Here is an 18550-nt window from a genome sequence, read left to right as displayed (position 1 = left end):
CCTCACTGCGTGCGCAGATTGTAGAACGCCGTCCGGCCCGGATAGCGGGCGGTGTCGCCCAAGTCTTCTTCGATGCGCAGCAGCTGGTTGTACTTGGCCAGACGATCGGAACGCGACAGCGAGCCGGTCTTGATCTGGCCGGTGGAAAGGCCCACGGCGATGTCGGCGATGGTCGAATCTTCCGTCTCGCCCGAGCGGTGCGAGATCACGGCGGTGTAGCCGGCGCGCTTGGCGAGTTCCACGGCGGCGAAGGTTTCGGTGAGCGTGCCGATCTGGTTGATCTTGATGAGGATGGAGTTGGCCACTCCTTCGCGGATGCCGCGCTCGAGGAGCTGCGTGTTGGTGACGAAGAGATCGTCGCCCACGAGCTGCACCTTTTTGCCCAGGCGCTCGGTGAGGATTTTCCACCCCGCCCAGTCGCCTTCGGCCATGCCATCTTCGATCGAGACGATGGGGAATTTGTCGACCAGCGCCGAGAGATAGTCGGCAAAGCCCTCCGCGGAGAGTTTCAGCCCCTCGCCGGCAAGGACGTATTCGCCGTTTTTGTAGAATTCGGAGCTGGCGCAGTCGAGCGCGAGCAGCACGTCGCGCCCCGGCTCGTAGCCGGCGGCGGAGACGGCCTCCAGGATGAGGGAGAGCGCCTCTTCGGTGTTCTTCACGTTGGGAGCGAAGCCGCCTTCGTCGCCCACGGTGGTGGGATGCCCCTTGCGATCGACGAGTTTCTTCAGGTGATGGAAGATCTCGGCGCCGCAGCGCAGCGCCTCGCGGAAGGATTCCATGCCCACCGGCATGATCATGCATTCCTGGATGTCGAGGCTGTTGTTGGCGTGCGCGCCGCCGTTGATGACGTTCATCATCGGCACCGGCATCTGCTTGGGCCCGGAGCCGCCGAAGTAGCGGTACAGCGGCAATCCCGCCTCTTCGGCCGCAGCCTTGGCCACCGCCATCGACACGGCGAGCATCGCGTTCGCCCCAAGGCGGGATTTGTTCTCGGTGCCGTCGAGCTCGATGAGGGTCTGGTCGATGAAGGTCTGATCCTCGGCGTCGAGCCCCAGCAGCGCTTCGCAGATCTCGGTGTTGACGTTCTCCACGGCGCGCAGCACGCCCTTGCCGAGGTAGCGGGCGGGGTCGCCGTCGCGCAGCTCGATGGCCTCGCGCGAACCGGTGGAGGCGCCGGAAGGAACGGCGGCGCGCCCCATCACGCCGGATTCGAGCAGCACGTCCGCTTCCACGGTGGGGTTGCCGCGGGAATCGAGGATCTCCCGCGCGACGATATCGACGATGGCACTCATTTCATGCTCCAGACAGAATGAACAAATCTTTCAGGCGGACGGCAGGCCTTCGACCACCAGCATGTCGAACTCGGCCAGCCCTTCACGCGCCGCCCGCGCTTTGCGATAGGATTCCGAGTCATAAAACGCTTGCGCCGCCTCGAACGAAGGGAATTCGACGACGACCACGCGCTGCGGCTGCCATTGCCCTTCGAGCACGGCAAAGCGCCCGCCGCGCGCGAGATAACGCCCACCGTGCTCGGCCACCGCCGGGGCGGAAAGCTCACGATAACGCGCAAGCGCCTCATGGTCGGCACGACGCGCGACGACGATCACATAGGCTTTCGCATTCATTGCATCATCTCCTGTTCGATGAACCCTCTTTGCTTCGCCACCCGGTCGAGCGCGACGAGCGTGGTGAGGAGCTCGGCCAGACGCGGGATGGGCCAGGCGTTAGGGCCGTCGGAGAGGGCCTTGTCGGGATCGGGGTGCGATTCCATGAAGAGCCCGGCGATGCCGGCAGCCACCGCTGCCCGGGCGAGCACGGGGACGAATTCGCGCTGCCCGCCCGAAGCCTGCCCCTGCCCGCCGGGCAGCTGCACCGAGTGGGTGGCGTCGAACACCACGGGGCAGCCGGTGGCACGCATGATGGCGAGCCCCCGCATGTCGACCACGAGGTTGTGGTAGCCGAAGCTCACGCCGCGCTCGCACACGAGGAGGGTGTCGGCTCCCCCGTTGGCTTCCTTGGCCTTGGCCACCACATTGACCATGTCCTCGGGGGCGAGGAACTGCCCTTTCTTGATATTGACCGGCTTGCCGCTCGCGGCCACCGCCTGGATGAAGTCGGTCTGGCGGCAGAGGAAGGCCGGCGTTTGCAGCACGTCGACCACTTCGGCCACCGGCGCCACTTCGGCTTCGGTGTGCACGTCGGTGAGCACCGGCACGCCCACGCGCTCGCGCACCTCGGCCAGGATCTCCAGCCCTTTGGCCATGCCCAAACCACGGAAAGATTTGCTGGAGGTGCGGTTGGCCTTGTCGTAGCTCGACTTGTAGATGAAGGGCACGCCGAGCGCGGCGGTGATCTCCTTGAGCGCCTGCGCCGATTCGAGCGCCATCTGGCGCGACTCGATCACGCAGGGGCCGGCAATGAGGAAGAAGGGCCGGTCGAGCCCGACTTCGAATCCGCACAGTTTCATGCCGCCTCCTTGCTCGATGCGATCGCCGTGGGACGCCCGGCGCGCCGGCGCGCTTCCAGCGCCGCCTGCACGTAGGCGATGAAGAGCGGATGGCCTTCGCGCGGGTTGGACGTGAATTCGGGGTGGAACTGGCAGCCGACGAACCAGGGGTGCACGTCCTGCGGCAGTTCGATCATTTCGCACAGCTCGGTGCCGGGCGCACGGCCCGAGACCACGAGCCCCTTTTCTTGCAGCAGCGGCAACAGGCGGTTGTTCACCTCGTAGCGGTGGCGGTGGCGTTCGACCACCTGCGGCGCGCCGTAGATCTGCCGCGCGAGCGTGCCCTCGGCGAGCAGGCACACCTGGCCGCCCAGGCGCATCGTGCCGCCCAGGTCAGATTCTTCGCTGCGCCGTTCGATCTTGCCGCTGCGGTCCTGCCATTCGGTAATGAGGCCGACCACGGGGTGAGGCGTCTCGGGGTCGAACTCGGTGGAGTGCGCCCCTTCGAGCCCGGCGACGTGGCGGGCGAATTCGACCACCGCGAGCTGCATGCCGAGGCAGATGCCGAGGAAAGGGATGCGGTGCTCGCGCGCGTACTGGATGGCGAGGATCTTGCCTTCGGTGCCGCGCCGCCCGAACCCGCCGGGCACGAGGATGGCATCCATGCCGGCGAGCGCGGCGCAGCCTTCGTCTTCCAGCGTTTCGGAATCGATGTAGTGGATGTTCACCCGGCAGCGGGTGTGCAGCCCGGCGTGGGTGAGCGCTTCGACCAGCGACTTGTACGATTCGGTGAGATCGACGTACTTGCCGACGAAGGCGATGTCGACTTCGGCGCGCGGGTGTTCCCAGGCGTCGACGATGCGCCGCCACACGGAGAGATCGGCCGGACGGGCGAGGAGGTCGAGCTTGTGGCAGACGATCTCGTCGAGCATCTGCTCGTGCAGCAGCAGCGGGATGCGGTAGATGGTGTCGGCGTCGCGCGACTCGATCACCGCCTGCGGGCGCACGTTGCAGAAGAGGGCGATCTTGCGCCGCTCTTCTTCCGGAATGGCCCGGTCGGCGCGGCACAGCAGGATGTCGGGCTGGATGCCGATCTCGCGCAGTTCTTTCACCGAGTGCTGCGTGGGCTTGGTCTTGAGTTCGCCCGCCGCGGCGATGTAGGGCAAAAGCGTGAGGTGGATATAGCACACGCCCTGCGGGCCTAGCTCGATGCCCATCTGGCGGATGGCTTCGAGGAAGGGCAGCGACTCGATGTCGCCCACCGTGCCGCCCACTTCAACGATGGCCACGTCCGCCCCTTCGGCGCCGCGCTCGATGAAGCGCTTGATCTCGTCGGTGATGTGCGGAATCACCTGCACCGTCTTGCCGAGGTATTCGCCGCGGCGCTCCTTGCGGATGACGGATTCGTAGATCTGACCGGTGGTGAAGTTGTTGCGCCGGCTCATCTTGGCACGAGTGAAGCGCTCGTAGTGGCCGAGGTCGAGGTCGGTCTCGGCGCCGTCTTCGGTAACGAAGACTTCGCCGTGCTGGAACGGGCTCATGGTGCCCGGATCGACGTTGATGTAGGGGTCGAGCTTGAGGTGGGTGATGCGGATGCCGCGCGATTCGAGGATGGCCCCGAGCGAGGCGGCGGCGATCCCCTTGCCGAGCGAGGAGACCACGCCGCCGGTCACGAACACGTACTTGGTCATGGGAACGTGGATTGGCTGGAAAAGCGAATGATAGCCGATCCCGGCCGCTTCGCGAACGCCGTGCGCTTCAGCGGATCAGGGTGCGCAGCACGTCGCGGAAGAGGTCCGTGCCGCCGCGTTCGAGCCACTCGAAGGCCACCATCTCGCGGCAGACCACCACGGCCCCAGCCTGGCGCATCCGCTCGAGGGCGAGCAGCCGATCCTCGGCACGGCGCGAGCCGACCGCCTCGGCCACCACGAACACCTGCTTGCCCGCCTCGAGCAGATCGAGCACCGTCTGCAGCACACATACGTGCGCCTCGGTGCCGGCCACCACCACCTGTTCGGCGCGCCCTACGGCGGTGCCCTCGAGCACGCCGTCGCGTACCGCCGAGAAAGCGGTCTTGCGCACCCGCTCGGCCGCGGGCGGCAGCACTTCGAGCAATTCCGGCACCGTCTCGCCGATCTTCTCGGGGAAGTGCTCGCTCACCACCACCGGCACCTGCAGCTTGCCGGCGAGCCGCAGCAGCCAGGCGGCGGATTCCCGTACCTGCTCCTTGTGCTCGATCACCGGCAGCAGGCCGCTTTGGATGTCGACCACGAGCAGGGCGCTCTCCCTGACATGCATCTTCATCCTCGCCCCCTCAATCGCGCAGTTCGGGACGATCGCGGAAGTGCTCGAGCGCCTCGGGGTTGGCGAGCGCCTCGACGTTTTTCACCGGCTGGCCGTGCACCACCTGGCGCACCGCGAGCTCGACGATCTTGCCGCTCTTGGTGCGCGGGATGTCGGGCACCTGCACGATCTTGGCCGGAACGTGGCGCGGCGTGGTGTTGTCGCGGATCACGCGGCGGATCTTTTCCTCCAGCGCCGCATCGAGCGCGAGCCCCTCGCGCAGGCGCACGAAGAGCACCACGCGCACGTCGCCCTGCCAGTCCTGACCGATGACGATGGATTCCTCCACCTCGGGCAGTTTCTCCACCTGGCGGTAGATCTCGGCCGTGCCGATGCGCACCCCGCCGGGGTTGAGCGTGGCGTCCGAGCGGCCGTAGATGATGAAGCCGCCGTGGATCGTTTCCTCGCAGTAATCGCCGTGGCACCACACGCCGGGGAAGCGCTCGAAGTAGGCGGCGCGGTACTTGCTGCCGTCCGGGTCGTTCCAGAATCCCAGAGGCATCACCGGGAAGGGACGGGTGCACACGAGCTCGCCTTTCTGCCCGACGACGGGGTTGCCGTTCTCGTCGAACACCTGCACCGCCATCCCCAGCCCCTTGCACTGGATCTCGCCGCGCCACACGGGCAGCGTCGGGTTGCCCAGCACGAAACAGGAAACGATGTCGGTGCCGCCGGAGATCGACGACAGGCAGAGGTCGCGCTTGATGCGGGTGTAGACGTAATCGAAGCCCTCGGGCATGAGGGGGCTGCCGGTGCTGAACATCGTGCGCACCGTGTCGAGCCGGTGCGTTTCGATGGGTGCGAGCCCTTTCTTCGCCGCCGCATCGAGGAATTTCGCCGACGTACCGAAATGCGTCATGCGCTCGGCGTCGGCGTAGTCGAAAAGGATGGTGCCGTCCTTGACGAAGGGCGAGCCGTCGTAGAGGAGCAGCGTCGCCTCCGAGGCCAGGCCCGAGACGAGCCAGTTCCACATCATCCAGCCGCAGGTGGTGAAGTAGAAGAGCCGGTCGTCGGGCTTGACGTCGCCGTGCAGCTTGTGCTCCTTGAGATGCTGCAGCAGCACCCCGCCGGCGCAGTGCACGATGCACTTGGGCAGCCCCGTGGTGCCGGAGGAATAGAGGATGTAGAGGGGATGATCGAACGGCAGGCGCACGAAGTCTATCTCGGTCGCGTCGCGGTGCGGCGCGGTGAACTCGGCCCAGCCCTGCGCGCGGTCGATCATCGAGAGATCGGGCAGCGCCTCCAGATACGGCGTGACCACCACCCGGCGCACCGACGGAAGGCCGGCCACCACTTCGGCCACCTTGCCGCGGATATCGACCGCCTTGCCGTTGTACCAGTAGCCGTCGACGGTGAAGAGCACCTTGGGCTCGGTCTGGCCGAAACGATCGAGCACTCCTTGCACGCCGAAATCGGGGGAAGCCGAAGTGAAGATCGCTCCCAGGCTCGCCGTGGCGAGCATGGCGATGACCGTGTGCGGCATGTTGGGCATGTAGGCCGCGACCCGGTCGCCGCGCGTCACCCCCGCTTCGGCCAGGGCCCGGGCCACACGGGCCACTTCGAGATACAGCTCTTCCCAGCTCCAGCGCTGCTTGACCCGGTCCTCGCCCCAGAACACCATCGCCTCGCGCCCGTCGCGCCGGCGCAGCAGGTTCTCGGCGAAATTGAGCCGCGCCTGCGCAAACCAGCGCGCCCCAGGCATCTTGTGGCCATCGACGAGCACCACCTCGCCGCGCTCGCCGATCACCCCGCCTTCGTCCCACACCGAAACCCAGAATTCCTCGGGATGCTCGATGCTCCAGCGGTGCAAGGCCGCGTAGTCGGGGAAATTCCGGCTCCAGCGCGCTTCGACGTGGCGGGTAAACGCCGTGATCGTGGCGCTCGCCACCCGTTCGGCCGAAGGTACCCAGATGGGGTTCGTCTCGCTCATGTCCTTCCTCCTTTTGGTTGATTTTTTTATGAATATTTTCCGTAAGCCGCCGCAGCGGTTCCCGGCTCAGCCGGGAGAACCCGCCAGCGCCCGACGCAGATCATCGGGCAAGGGCGTAGAACGGCCGGTGGCGGCGTCCACCCACACCATCTTACCGGAACCGGTGGCGTAGAGGGTCTCGTCGCCCACCAGGCGCAGCTCGTACCAGCTCGTCACGCTCGAGCGCCCCGGCTCGCCGGCATATACCGTGACCTCGCACACGGCCGGATAGGTCACCGGCTTGAGGAAATTGCAGTCCGCATGCACCAGCACCGGCGAGGGCGACACACCGGCCACCCCCCGATAGTCCAGCGCTTCGAGCCATTCCACTCGTGCCTGTTCGAAATAGCGAAAATAGATCGTATTATTGACATGGCCGAAGGCATCCATGTCGCCCCAGCGCACGGGGATTTTGGTCGTGAGTACTTTCCGGGCATGGGCCGGGCGTTGTGTCATGATCGCGTCTCCTCGAAAGCGTGATTGATCGTCGGCCCGTTTTCTGCCAACATACGGCAGCGTATGGCCTCTCATCCTATTGTAGCGCGAGGACTCCCGAAGATGGAACGAGAAGCGATGGAATTCGACGTAGTGATCGTCGGCGGCGGCCCGGCCGGGCTCGCGGCAGCGATCCGCCTCAAGCAGCTCTGCGCCGAGAAGGGGCAGGATTTCTCCGTGTGCGTGATCGAGAAAGGCGCGGAGCTGGGCGCGCACACCATGTCGGGCGCCGTGCTCGATCCGCGCTCGCTCACCGAGCTCATTCCCGACTGGAAGGAACGCGGCGCGCCGGTCAAGACCGAGGTGCGCGAAGACCGCTTCCTCTTCCTCAAGGAAGGCGGGGCGATGAAGGTGCCCAACGCCCTGCTGCCGCAATGTTTCCAGAACCATGGCAACTACATCGTCCGCGCCGGCTTCCTCGTCAAGTGGCTGGGCGAGCAGGCCGAAGCCATGGGAATCGACGTCTACCCCGGCTTTGCCGCCGCCGACGTGCTCTACGACGAAGAAGGCCGCGTGCTCGGCGTCGTCACCGGCGACATGGGGCTGCAGAAAGACGGCACTCCTGGCCCCAACTACCAGCCGGGCATGGAGCTGCGGGCGCGCTACACGCTCTTCGCCGAAGGCTGCCGCGGGCACCTGGGCAAGCGGCTCGAACAGCGCTTCAAGCTGCGCGAAGGGCGCGATCCGCAAGCCTACGGCATCGGCATCAAGGAGCTGTGGGAGATCGATCCGGCCAAGCACGAACCGGGACTGGTGATGCACACCGCCGGCTGGCCGCTCGACCCTGACACCTACGGCGGCTCCTTCTGCTACCACCTCGACGAGGGCCCTCTGGTGGCGATCGGCTTTGTCGTCGGGCTCGACTACCGCAATCCCTATCTCTCGCCCTTCGAGGAATTCCAGCGGCTCAAGACCCACCCTGCCATCCGCTCCATGCTCGAAGGCGGCAAACGCATCGCCTATGGCGCACGGGCGCTAGTGGCCGGCGGCCTGCAAGCGCTGCCCAAGACAGTCTTTCCCGGCGGCGCGCTCATCGGCGACGATGCGGGTTACCTCAACGCCTCGCGCATCAAGGGCATCCACGCGGCCATCAAGTCCGGCATGCTCGCGGCGGAAGCCGCCTTCGCTGCGCTTGCCGCCGGTCGCGCGCACGACGAGCTCTCCGACTACCCGCAGGCCTTCGAGCGCAGCTGGCTGCACGAGGAGCTCTACCGCGCCCGCAACTTCAAGCCGCTCATGAAGAAGGGTCTATGGGCCGGGTCGCTGCTCTTTGGCATCGACCAGATGGTGTTCCGCGGCAAGGCACCCTGGACGCTGCACCGCGACACGCCCGACCACGCCCTGCTCAAACCCGCGGCCGAATGCAAACCGATCGCCTATCCCAAGCCCGACGGCGTGCTCACTTTCGACCGGCTCTCCTCGGTCTTCCTCTCCAACACCAACCACGACGAGGACCAGCCCTGCCACCTCGTGCTGCGCGATCCCAAGGTGGCGATCGACGTCAATCTCAAGATCTACGATGCCCCCGAGCAGCGCTACTGCCCGGCCGGCGTCTATGAGATCGTGAGAGAAGACGGCACGCCGCGCCTGCAGATCAACGCGCAGAACTGCGTGCACTGCAAGACCTGCGACATCAAGGATCCGACGCAGAACATCGACTGGGTCCCCCCGCAGGGCGGCGAAGGGCCGATCTACGTCGGCATGTGAGTCCGGGCGCCGCAGGGCTGCGGCGCCTTCACGGCCTCATTCGAACACGCGGCGCGCGTTCAGCGGCTGCACCGGGCGGTTGTTGCGGCCGGTGAGCGACAAGAAGGCGCGCAGCTGCTCCTCGCTCGCCTCGGCGACTTCCGACATCACGTACCAGCGCACGCCCTCGATGCAGGGCGGCGTGGTGAGCGAGCCGTTGTAGCGATAGAAATCGGTCGTGGGCGGCAGCAGCTTGCCCGGATCGAGCGACACGCTCGCCCCGCCCTTTTTCTGCGCGGCGGCGAGGATCTCGCCGAGCGCCGGATTGTCCTCGCCACGCCGGAACCACACCGCCACCACCGCGACGTTGCCGTCCTTGTCTTTATGCACCAGCTGGACCTCCAGCGGATAATGGTTGCCGCCGTCGGTATGCTCGCTGGGGGAATGGAACTGGATCGCCGTCAGCGCGAAGCGGTGCTGTTCGTCCGTGATCGCCGCCTTGCCGGAGACGACCTGCAGCGTCAGCACGCCGTTGTCGCGCCGCAGCCGGCCATTCACCGGCCCGTAGGCGAACTCGATCGCCCGCAGATCGGTGGTGAGCACATCCTCGCGCCGGATATCGATCGGCGACTGGTTCTTGCCGATGCCGCACCAGAAATAATCCCGCGACAGCTTCGCCCATTGGGACGGACCGTTCGTCTGACCATATCCCCAAGCGCCAGGAGAGCGAACCGAGCGTTTGGTCGACGAAGCCCCCGCAGCCGCGGGCTGCTGCACCGGCGGCGGGGATTTTTCCCCTTCGGCCGCCGGCGCCTCGGTCTTGGGCTCGCCGGCGGACGCCTCGGGCGCTGCCTCCTGGGCCTGCAGCGGCAAGGCTGCCGCAAGGCACACGATCCCCCACATCCATCGCTTCGCACGGGAAACCCGCAATGCCATGAGAAATTCTCCTGATCCAATGCACCGGCCGCGGGAGCATCCCACGCCGCTTCGTCCAGTGGCGAATTATCGCCCATCCCGCCCTGGATTGCACCTCCCGCCCCCCAAAGCGGCCGTTCCGGTAAAATAGGACGAAACCTTCAGAGAGCAACGATGACCTCCCACCCTTATCCCCACCCCCTCATCGCCCGCGAGGGCTGGCCCTTCCTCACCGGAGCGGTCCTGCTCGCCCTCGCCGTCCAGGTCATGGCCGGCTTCTGCTGGGCCTGGCCCCTGTGGCTGCTCGCGCTCTTCGTGCTGCAGTTCTTCCGCGACCCGCCGCGCCCCATCCCCACCGAGCCGCTGGCGGTGCTCTCTCCCGCCGACGGGCGCATCGTGGCCATCGAGCCGGCGCACGACCCCTGGCGCGACTGCGACGCGCTCAAGATCAGCGTCTTCATGAACGTGTTCAACGTGCATTCCAACCGTAGTCCGGTCGACGGCACGGTGCTCGCGCGCTGGTACCACCCCGGCAAGTTCCTCAACGCGGCGCTCGACAAGGCATCCTGCGAAAACGAGCGCAATGCGCTGCACCTGCGCAGCGACACCGGGCACGAGCTCAGCTGCGTGCAGGTGGCCGGGCTCGTGGCACGCCGCATCCTCTGTTACGTCGAACCGGGCGATCGGCTCACTCGCGGGCAGCGCTACGGCTTCATCCGTTTCGGCTCGCGCGTCGACCTCTACCTGCCGCCGGACAGCCGCCCGCGAGTCGTCTTCGGGGAAAAAGTCAAGGCGACGAGCACGATCCTCGCCGAATTTCCGGCGGCAGAACGCGAGGCCGCCCGATGAGCGAAGAACACGAATACACCACGCCGCCCAAGCGCCGCGGCATCTACCTTCTGCCCAACCTCTTCACCACGGCGGCGCTCTTTGCCGGTTTCTATGCCGTGGTGCAGGCGCTCGACGGGCAGTTCCAGACGGCGGCGGTAGCGATCTTCGCCGCCATCGTGCTCGACGGGCTCGACGGGCGCATCGCGCGCCTCACCCACACCCAGAGCGAGTTCGGCGCGCAATACGATTCGCTGGCCGACATGGTCTCTTTCGGCGTCGCCCCCGCCGTGCTGAGCTACACCTGGGCGCTGCAGCCGCTGGGCAAGATCGGCTGGATCGTCGCCTTCCTGTACTGCGCCGGCGCCGCGCTGCGCCTGGCGCGCTTCAACACCAACCTCGGCGTGATCGACAAGCGCTACTTTCAGGGCCTGCCCAGCCCGGCCGCCGCCGCCCTCGTAGCCGGCTTCGCCTGGGTGGCGCACGATCTGGGCTGGACCGGAGCCGAACTGCGCTGGCCCGCCGCTCTCCTCACGGCCTTTGCCGGCATCAGCATGGTCACCAACATCCTCTACTGGAGCGGCAAGAGCATCGACCTGCGCCGCTCCTTTCCCTTCGTTGCCGCCGCAAGCGTGGTGCTCTCTTTCGCCCTCGTGTCGATCTACCCGGGGCTGCTCTTCCTTCTCTTTCTCGGCTACGCGCTCTCCGGCTACGTGCTCGCCTTCTGGCGCTGGCGCCACAAACGCCGCCACAGCGCCGACGCCTCACCCCAGCCATAGCTTTTTTCGATGGCAAAAACGCTTGCTTCGATGCGAATTTCCGTGTAGATTTTGCCGCATGAAGACGCAAAGCCCTCTTCTTCGCTCCTTCCTTCTCACGGCCGGCCTGCTGCTGGGCCCGCTGCTGCGCCTCGCGCGCTAAATACACACTCCCCTCTCCCCTGCCGTTTGCCTTCCCTGCCCCGACCCGCCGGTCGCGGCAAAGGCCGGATTTCGTCCTTTTATCTCAGGAGCCGCACGATGAAAGACCCATTGATCATTTTCGACACCACCTTGCGCGATGGCGAACAAAGCCCCGGCGCCTCCATGACCAAGGAAGAAAAGTTGCGCATCGCCCGCCAGCTCGAGCGCATGCGCGTCGACGTCATCGAAGCCGGTTTCGCCGCCGCCTCGCCTGGCGACTTCGAAGCGGTACGGGCCGTGGCCGAAGCGATCAAGGAATCCACCGTCTGCTCGCTTGCCCGCGCCAACGCGGCCGACATCGAGCGCGCCGCCGAGGCCATCCGCCCGGCCAAGCGCCAGCGCATCCACACCTTCATCGCCACCAGCCCCATCCACATGGAGAAAAAGCTGCGCATGACGCCCGACGAGGTCGTCGCGCAGGCGGTCGAGGCGGTCCGTTTGGCCCGACGATTCACCGACGACGTCGAATTCTCGGCCGAAGACGCCGGCCGCTCCGAACTCGACTTCCTGTGCCGCATCTTCGAGGCAGTGATCGAAGCCGGCGCCACCACCCTCAACGTCCCCGACACCGTCGGCTACACCCTGCCGCACGAATATGCCGAGAAAATCCGCCGCCTCATCGAGCGCGTGCCCAACTCCGACAAGGTGATCTGGTCGGTGCACTGCCACAACGACCTGGGGCTGGCGGTGGCGAACTCGCTCGCGGCGGTGCTCGCCGGAGCGCGTCAGGTGGAGTGCACCATCAACGGCCTGGGCGAGCGCGCCGGCAACGCCGCGCTCGAAGAGATCGTCATGGCAGTACGCACGCGCCAGGACGCCTTCCCCTGCGACACGCGCATCGACACCACGCAGATCGTGCCCACCTCCAAGCTCGTGTCCACCATCACCGGGTTTCCGGTGCAGCCGAACAAGGCCATCGTCGGGGCGAACGCCTTCGCGCACGAATCGGGCATCCACCAGGACGGCGTGCTCAAGCACCGTGAGACCTACGAGATCATGCGCGCCGAAGACGTGGGCTGGACGGCCAACAAGATCGTACTCGGCAAACACTCCGGCCGCCGCGCCTTCCGCGCCCGCCTGGAAGAACTGGGTATCGAGATCGGATCGGAAGAGCAGCTCAACCAGGCCTTCGCCCGCTTCAAGGAGCTCGCCGACAAGAAGCACGAGATCTTCGACGAAGACCTCTTCGCCCTCATGGCCGAAGAACCGGCGCCCAGCGAAGCAGAGCGCATCCGGCTCGTCTCGGCCGTGATCCACTCCGAGACGGGTGAAGCGCCGCACGCCAAGCTCACGCTCGCGATCGACGGCAAGGAATACGTCATCGAATCCGACGGCTCCGGGCCGGTGGATGCCGCCTTCAAGGCGATCGAAGCCCTGGTGCACAGCGGCGCCGAGCTGGTCCTCTATTCGGTCAATGCCATCACGCAAGGGACCGATGCCCAGGGCGAAGTCACGGTGCGGCTGAGCAAGGGCGGGCGCATCGTCAATGGCCTGGGAGCCGACACCGACATCATCGTCGCCTCCATCAAGGCCTACCTCAACGCCCTCAACAAGCTGAGCCACGACGCCGTGCGCATCAACCCGCAGCTGTGAGCCTCATGCCGGCTCGTCTTCTCCCTGCCGCCCCGCGCGGCGGGCGAAGACGAGCAGCGCCGCGAAGAGTGCCAAGGCAAGGAACGTCTCCCCTTTGGCGAAGAAGCCCACCCCCTGCGGATCGCCCCAGCGCAGCACGCCCTCGGCGACGTAGAAAATCGTCACGAGCGAGGCCCACTGCGCCGTGTAGCGCCGGCCGCGCCACAATCCCGGCAAGGCGGCAGCGATCGGCAGCGCCTTGAGCGTGAGCCAGGAGCCACCGGGGCGCAGCGGCGCGAGCCACCCTTCCCACAGCACGCACCACAGCGCCAGCGCCAAGGCGAGCACAAAGGCCGCTCGCGCCCAGCATCGGGTTTTTCCCCTACAATGGCCGTCCATTCCGTCCTCTTTTTCAGTCCGCCGGAGCGGATGTGCCGATACCGTCCCTCTCCCTGCCCTCGCCCCGCCAAGTCGCACGGTTCGCCCGGCGCTTCGTCCTGGGGCTGCGCCGCGCCGACTGCCTGATGGTGGCGGCCGCGCTCACCTATACCACGCTGCTCGCGCTCGTGCCGCTACTCACCATCACGGTGCTCGTCTTTCGCAACTTCCCCGCTTTCGAGGAAATCGGTCTCGCGCTGCGCGACTTCCTCAGCGCCAACCTGCTGCCCGAAGCCGCCGCCAAACTGGTGACGTTCTACACCCGCGAATTCGTCGACAACGCCGCCCGGCTTTCGGTGATCGGCACGCTGATGCTCATCGTCACGGCGCTGCTGCTGCTCGCGACCATCGAATCGGCCTTCGACCGCATCTGGCGCCTGCGCCGCCCGCGTCCGATCGCAGCACGGCTGGTCACCTACTGGTTCGTCCTCACCGCCGGGCCCCTTCTCTTCGGCTCCGGAGTCTATCTCACGACCCGGCTCGCGCGCGAATCGCTGCGCATGGCTGGGCTCGGGGCGCTTGCCACGCCGCTCGTCTCTTTCGTGTTGATCTGGGCCTTCCTCTGGGCACTCTACCAGCTCGTGCCGCGCCACCCCGTGCGTTCCCGCCACGCCGGCACCGCCGCCTTTCTCGCCACCCTCGCCTTCCTGCTGGTACAGCGCGGATTCACCGCCTTCATCTCCCGTTTCGCCACCTATGATCTCGTCTATGGCGCCTTTGCCGCCATTCCCATCTTTCTCGTGTGGATTTACGTCCTGTGGGCCGTCATTCTCGCAGGCGCCGTCTTCGGCGCCACGCTCGCCCGGCTGCCGGCTCAATCTTCCGGAAACGGATCGACCTCGTACTGAAGCACCTCGACGCAGCGCGTCTGCGCCTCGAAGCGGATGAAACGCACCTGGCTCAGAAGCCACTGCCCCACCGCCGGCTCGCTCGCCATCGCCAGCCGCGAGCCGGCAATCGTCCCCGTGGGGCAGATCAAGGCCGGCTGCACCCGCAGCGGCGGCGTCTTGCGCACCGCCAGGGCCATCTGGGCAGGAAAGCCCGGAGGAGCGGGTTTCCCGTGGCTGAGCGCCACCACTTCCGGCTCGAACCCCACCGCCTGGATCCCCATCTGCAGCCCGTGGGGATGCTGCCTGAGCCAGCGCACCAGCGCTAGGATCCAACGCAGATCACCGCCGGCGCGGATCGCCACCACCTGGCCGGGGAAGAACAGGGCCTGCTCACGATCGGTCCAGCGCAGTTCATAGCCACTGATGCTCACGTCGGTCACGCGCACGGGCCGGATGTGGGTTGGCAAACCCATGCGCTGCCGCAGCACATCTTCCCAGCCGACCAGCAGTTCGGCCATCGCGTCGAACGGTTTGCGCGGCAGACGCTGCTGCCAGCCGTAGCGCCAGCGATCGAGCAACTCGCGCAGCAGCGCCACCCGGCCGTCGGCCGTCACTCCGCCTTCCACGCGGCGGCGCATCGTCCAGTCTATGCCGTCGAGCTGCCGGATCTCCTCTTCCGCCCGCTTGGCGAGCTCCTCGAGCGAGAAGGAGAGGCTCGGCTCGGGGCTATCCGCGCGCTTGAAAAACCATGCTTTCGGCTCGGGCGGCTCGTCGAGCTGCAGTGACATCACGAAGCCGTCCTCTTCTGCCGCATCGGGGCGATGCAAGACGATGACCGGATCGTTCGACTGCACCCAGCGCAAGGCCCACAGCAGCTCGCGCGCGTCCATGAAGCGGGGATCGGCCGCCGCGAGCGCGAGCAGCCAGGCGAGCTCGCCCCGGATGGCCGCATTTCCTTCATGCAGAAGGGAGAGGCAGAGCCCCGTCAAGGTACGCCAGAAACCGGCGGGCAAACCGACGCGGCTCACCAGCGCGAGCAGATAGGTGCGCAATGCGAACGCGGCGAAGATGTTCGCCACCCGCGGGTTGCGGCGCGCCTCCTCCACCCCGTTCTCCAGGCGGTCCATGGCCGTGGAGAGCACGCGCTGCAGCGCCACCACGAGGTCGGAAGGCAGGGGAAAGGCCAAATCCCCTGCCTGCTGCAGCGTCTCGTCGATGGAAGCGAGCAAGGGGCGCGCTTCTTCGGCCATCCAGGCGGGATCATCCCGGATCACGACGCGCGCCATCCGCGCCCGCAATTCCTCGACCTGCTGTTCGTCGATCATGAAAAAACCACACTGCGTAGTATGGAAACGATTCTACACCGGCCGAGATTTTTCGCTACAATCGTCGGACTCGCGGGCCAGGGTGGTGAAATCGGTAAACACAGCGGACTTAAAATCCGCCGCCGCGAGGCTTGGGGGTTCGACTCCCCTCCCTGGCACCAACGAATCACTTCAGCGCCTCGAGCCCCTCGATGCGCGTACCGGGACCGATGCCGCGCTCGCGGAACCACCCTCCAGGCATCTCCAGCGCGTAGCGCGCCGGCGCTGCAGCGCAGTGCGAATCCAAGGTGCGCGGTGCCATCTCCTCCACGTTGAGGATGCGCCCTGCTTCGTCGAGAAAGGCCACCGACAACGCGATGGGGGTATTTTTCATCCACATGCACTGACGCCCCGCCGCAGGGAAGACGAACACCATCCCCTCGTTCGCCCCCAGGTGCTGGCGAAACATCAGGCCGCGTTCGCGCGAGGGCTCGTCGGCCGCCACCTCGGCCACGATCCGGTACATGCCGATCGTCAGCTCCGCGCGCGGCTGCGCCCAAACCGTCAGCGGTAGCGCCATCCCAACCAGCACGGCCAAAACGCAGGACTTCAGCGACATCGTTCCGTTCCTCCAGGCACTCCGGGTAGATGCGGCGCACGCCCTCTTGACCATCGCTCTCTTTGCCCCCATAGTTTCATCGGATTTCCTTGTGGAGCACTCCCCATGAACGACACCGTGCACGTCGTCTGCCCGCACTGCTTCGCCGTCAATCGCGTCCCCACCGACCGTCTGCACCAAGGGCCCAACTGCGGCAAATGCCACCAGCCGCTCTTTCCCGGCCACCCCGTCGAGCTCGACGAAGCGCGCTTCGACGCCTATCTGACGAAGAACGACCTTCCCGTGCTGGTCGATTTCTGGGCCCCCTGGTGCGGTCCCTGCCGCATGATGGCTCCGGCCTTTGCCCATGCCGCCAGCCAGCTCGCCCCGCGCGTGCTGCTCGCCAAGCTCAACACCGACGAGGCCCAGGAAACGGCCGCGCGCTACGGCATCCGCAGCATTCCGACGATGATCCTCTTTCACCAGGGACGGGAAGTCGCGCGGCACTCCGGCGCCGTGGGCACGGCCGAGATCGTGCGCTGGACACAAAGCCATCTCTGACGATCCCGGCCTTGGGATGCCGGCTCAAGGCCGTTCGATGAGCTCGATCTTGTAGCCGTCCGGATCCTCGACAAAGGCGATCACGGTGGTGCCATGCTTCATCGGCCCGGCGTCGCGCACCACCTTCCCGCCGCGGGCGCGGATCTCGTCGCAGGCCGCCTTGGCGTCGGGCACGGCAATGGCGATGTGCCCGAACGCGTTGCCCATTTCATAATGATCGACTCCCCAGTTGTAGGTGAGCTCGATCACCGCCCCCTCGCTCTCGTCCTGATAGCCGACGAAGGCCAGGGTGAATTTCCCCTCGGGGTACTCTTCGCGGCGCAGCAGCCGCATGCCGAGCACCTTGGTATAGAACTCGATCGAACGGTCGAGATTGCCGACGCGGATCATGGTATGCAGGATACGGGGCATGGTGTCTCTCCTTCTTCTGGTTAGGTTAGGGAATCAACTCCGAGGGCGCTCCCACGACAAACCTCGGGCTTCGAGCGCGGCGACGATGTCGCGCATCGCCGCCTCGACCACCGCTCTGGGACCCTTGAAACCGAGCTCGAGCCGGCGCCGTCCTCCCGTTTCTTCGGGCACCGACGGCAGCGAAAAGAGCGTGCCTTCAGGATAGCGCACGGTGAGCGCCTGCATCAGATCGACCAGATCCCCCTCATGCGCGTCCCACACGTAGACGGAATCCTCGACGTAGTCCTCGCGATGAAAGAGGTGCGCGTATTGGGTGTCGAGCACCCATTCGACCATCGGCCAGGCCATCACCGGAAAGCCTGGCACGAAATGGTGATCGGCAACGGAAAAACCCGGGATCTGGTTGTAGGGGTTGGGGATGATGCGCGCGCCGCGGGGAAAGCGCCCCATTTCCAGACGCTGCGGCGTGGTGCGCTCGCCAAAGCGCGCGCGGATCAGCGCCTCGGCCTCGGGATGCAGCTCGAGCGGCACGCCCAGGGCGTGCGCCACACACTGCCGCGTATGATCGTCCGGCGTGGCACCGATGCCGCCGAAACTGAAGACGATGTCTTCGCTCGCAAGGCTGCGGCGAAACGCCTCGGTGAGCCGCTGCGGATCGTCTCCCAGGTAGTGCACCCAGGCAAGGCGCAGCCCCCGCGCGTGCAGCAGCTCGCGCAGCTTGGCGAAGTGCTTGTCCTCGCGACGGCCCGAGAGAATCTCGTCGCCGATGATGTAGGCCCCGAATGCGCTCATCTTTTCCCCTTGGGCAAGTCCATCTCCACGATCCAGGCACCTCGCTCGAGCCGCAGCCGCCGCAGCGCCTCCAGCCCGGCATGCACGAAGAGCAGCCCCGTGAGCGCCGGCGCGAAGAGATTGAGCAGCGGCACATAGGCAAGTGCCGCACCGATCGCCCCGAGCCAGAAGAAGGTTCCCCCTTCGCGCGCCTCCAGCGCCCGCAGCTCTTCGGCGTCGGCGTGCTCCATCAGGCAATCATAGCTAAAGGTGCGCTTGTTGAGCCAGGCCGTCAAGAGCCAAGTGTAGCGAACAAATAAACTGTCCGGACTTGTAGCACGAGGTTTGTCCGGTTTTCATTAGGTATGGAAGGAGGTGCCTAATGAGACGGACGCAGTTGCTACAGGAGGTACGGAAGATG

20 protein-coding genes and 1 tRNA gene are annotated in these 18550 nt (G+C 66.2%); 7 read left to right on the top strand and 14 right to left on the bottom strand.

Annotated elements, in window-relative coordinates; genetic code table 11:
- Positions 1-2: 2 nt before the first annotated feature.
- From eno to EPD82_RS04330, 7 genes are all read right to left on the bottom strand, one after another.
- Positions 3-1292, bottom strand: a complete 1290-nt coding sequence (gene eno, locus EPD82_RS04360; RefSeq protein WP_141055730.1) for a phosphopyruvate hydratase — start codon at positions 1290-1292, stop codon at positions 3-5.
- A gap of 30 nt (positions 1293-1322) precedes the next feature.
- Complete coding sequence (locus EPD82_RS04355) at positions 1323-1625, bottom strand: DUF1330 domain-containing protein (protein WP_082438416.1); 303 nt, start codon at positions 1623-1625, stop codon at positions 1323-1325.
- The gene (kdsA, locus tag EPD82_RS04350; protein ID WP_055423830.1) at positions 1622-2467 is read right to left on the bottom strand and encodes a 3-deoxy-8-phosphooctulonate synthase; all 846 of its coding nucleotides are present in this window, start codon (positions 2465-2467) and stop codon (positions 1622-1624) included. Before kdsA ends, EPD82_RS04355 begins: the two co-directional genes overlap by 4 nt.
- A complete protein-coding gene (locus tag EPD82_RS04345; protein WP_141055727.1) occupies positions 2464-4137 on the bottom strand; it encodes a CTP synthase in 1674 nt (557 codons plus the stop codon). Before EPD82_RS04345 ends, kdsA begins: the two co-directional genes overlap by 4 nt.
- A gap of 67 nt (positions 4138-4204) precedes the next feature.
- Positions 4205-4750: an isochorismatase family protein gene (locus tag EPD82_RS04340; RefSeq protein WP_141055724.1), complete on the bottom strand. Its 546-nt coding sequence runs from the start codon at positions 4748-4750 to the stop codon at positions 4205-4207.
- 10 nt (positions 4751-4760) lie between these two features.
- A complete protein-coding gene (locus tag EPD82_RS04335) occupies positions 4761-6719 on the bottom strand; it encodes an acetoacetate--CoA ligase (protein ID WP_141055721.1) in 1959 nt (652 codons plus the stop codon).
- Between the two features lie 66 nt (positions 6720-6785).
- The gene (locus EPD82_RS04330; RefSeq protein WP_141055718.1) at positions 6786-7214 is read right to left on the bottom strand and encodes an acyl-CoA thioesterase; all 429 of its coding nucleotides are present in this window, start codon (positions 7212-7214) and stop codon (positions 6786-6788) included.
- A 102-nt stretch (positions 7215-7316) separates the two neighbouring features.
- On the opposite strand from EPD82_RS04330, the gene EPD82_RS04325 reads away from it, so the two are divergent.
- Positions 7317-8960 carry an electron transfer flavoprotein-ubiquinone oxidoreductase gene (locus tag EPD82_RS04325; protein ID WP_141055715.1) on the top strand — a complete coding sequence of 548 codons (1644 nt, stop codon included), beginning with the start codon at positions 7317-7319 and terminating at the stop codon, positions 8958-8960.
- A 36-nt stretch (positions 8961-8996) separates the two neighbouring features.
- Here EPD82_RS04325 and EPD82_RS04320 read toward each other — a convergent pair whose 3' ends face one another.
- On the bottom strand, positions 8997-9875 hold the full coding sequence (locus EPD82_RS04320; protein WP_141055712.1) for a carbonic anhydrase: 879 nt from the start codon (positions 9873-9875) through the stop codon (positions 8997-8999).
- Between the two features lie 153 nt (positions 9876-10028).
- Between EPD82_RS04320 and EPD82_RS04315 the strand changes: the two genes are divergently transcribed.
- The 3 genes from EPD82_RS04315 (at position 10029) to EPD82_RS04305 (ending at position 13237) form a co-directional block, all read left to right on the top strand.
- Positions 10029-10703, top strand: coding sequence for a phosphatidylserine decarboxylase (locus EPD82_RS04315; protein WP_141055709.1), 675 nt, complete (start codon positions 10029-10031; stop codon positions 10701-10703).
- A complete protein-coding gene (pssA, locus tag EPD82_RS04310) occupies positions 10700-11461 on the top strand; it encodes a CDP-diacylglycerol--serine O-phosphatidyltransferase (protein WP_141055706.1) in 762 nt (253 codons plus the stop codon). Before EPD82_RS04315 ends, pssA begins: the two co-directional genes overlap by 4 nt.
- 240 nt (positions 11462-11701) lie before the next feature.
- The gene (locus EPD82_RS04305) at positions 11702-13237 is read left to right on the top strand and encodes a 2-isopropylmalate synthase (protein ID WP_141055701.1); all 1536 of its coding nucleotides are present in this window, start codon (positions 11702-11704) and stop codon (positions 13235-13237) included.
- A 3-nt stretch (positions 13238-13240) separates the two neighbouring features.
- Here EPD82_RS04305 and EPD82_RS04300 read toward each other — a convergent pair whose 3' ends face one another.
- The gene (locus EPD82_RS04300; RefSeq protein WP_206202184.1) at positions 13241-13564 is read right to left on the bottom strand and encodes a DUF2069 domain-containing protein; all 324 of its coding nucleotides are present in this window, start codon (positions 13562-13564) and stop codon (positions 13241-13243) included.
- Between the two features lie 83 nt (positions 13565-13647).
- Between EPD82_RS04300 and EPD82_RS04295 the strand changes: the two genes are divergently transcribed.
- Complete coding sequence (locus tag EPD82_RS04295; protein ID WP_055423818.1) at positions 13648-14502, top strand: YihY family inner membrane protein; 855 nt, start codon at positions 13648-13650, stop codon at positions 14500-14502.
- Here EPD82_RS04295 and EPD82_RS04290 read toward each other — a convergent pair.
- Positions 14469-15809 (bottom strand): hypothetical protein, encoded by a 1341-nt coding sequence (locus EPD82_RS04290; protein ID WP_141055696.1) that lies wholly within the window; start codon positions 15807-15809, stop codon positions 14469-14471. The two genes, EPD82_RS04295 and EPD82_RS04290, sit on opposite strands and share 34 nt — an antisense overlap.
- Positions 15810-15885: 76 nt before the next feature.
- On the opposite strand from EPD82_RS04290, the gene EPD82_RS04285 reads away from it, so the two are divergent.
- Positions 15886-15970 (top strand) — tRNA-Leu (locus tag EPD82_RS04285).
- Between the two features lie 5 nt (positions 15971-15975).
- Here the strand turns inward: EPD82_RS04285 and EPD82_RS04280 are convergent.
- Positions 15976-16407 carry a DUF192 domain-containing protein gene (locus EPD82_RS04280; RefSeq protein WP_141055693.1) on the bottom strand — a complete coding sequence of 144 codons (432 nt, stop codon included), beginning with the start codon at positions 16405-16407 and terminating at the stop codon, positions 15976-15978.
- 105 nt (positions 16408-16512) lie between these two features.
- On the opposite strand from EPD82_RS04280, the gene trxC reads away from it, so the two are divergent.
- Positions 16513-16947 carry a thioredoxin TrxC gene (gene trxC, locus EPD82_RS04275; RefSeq protein ID WP_055423815.1) on the top strand — a complete coding sequence of 145 codons (435 nt, stop codon included), beginning with the start codon at positions 16513-16515 and terminating at the stop codon, positions 16945-16947.
- A gap of 24 nt (positions 16948-16971) precedes the next feature.
- Here trxC and gloA read toward each other — a convergent pair whose 3' ends face one another.
- The 3 genes from gloA to EPD82_RS04260 are packed head-to-tail and all read right to left on the bottom strand — an operon-like array spanning position 16972 to position 18425.
- Positions 16972-17358, bottom strand: a complete 387-nt coding sequence (gloA, locus tag EPD82_RS04270) for a lactoylglutathione lyase (protein ID WP_055423814.1) — start codon at positions 17356-17358, stop codon at positions 16972-16974.
- A 33-nt stretch (positions 17359-17391) separates the two neighbouring features.
- The gene (locus EPD82_RS04265) at positions 17392-18150 is read right to left on the bottom strand and encodes a competence/damage-inducible protein A (RefSeq protein WP_141055690.1); all 759 of its coding nucleotides are present in this window, start codon (positions 18148-18150) and stop codon (positions 17392-17394) included.
- A complete protein-coding gene (locus EPD82_RS04260) occupies positions 18147-18425 on the bottom strand; it encodes an EI24 domain-containing protein (RefSeq protein WP_141055687.1) in 279 nt (92 codons plus the stop codon). Before EPD82_RS04260 ends, EPD82_RS04265 begins: the two co-directional genes overlap by 4 nt.
- Positions 18426-18550 lie beyond the last annotated feature (125 nt).

The sequence above is a fragment of the Tepidiphilus succinatimandens genome, assembly GCF_006503695.1.
Taxonomy (GTDB): domain Bacteria; phylum Pseudomonadota; class Gammaproteobacteria; order Burkholderiales; family Rhodocyclaceae; genus Tepidiphilus; species Tepidiphilus succinatimandens.
Note: the sequence above shows the minus strand (reverse complement) of the source record. Positions and strands in the feature narration are given on the sequence as shown.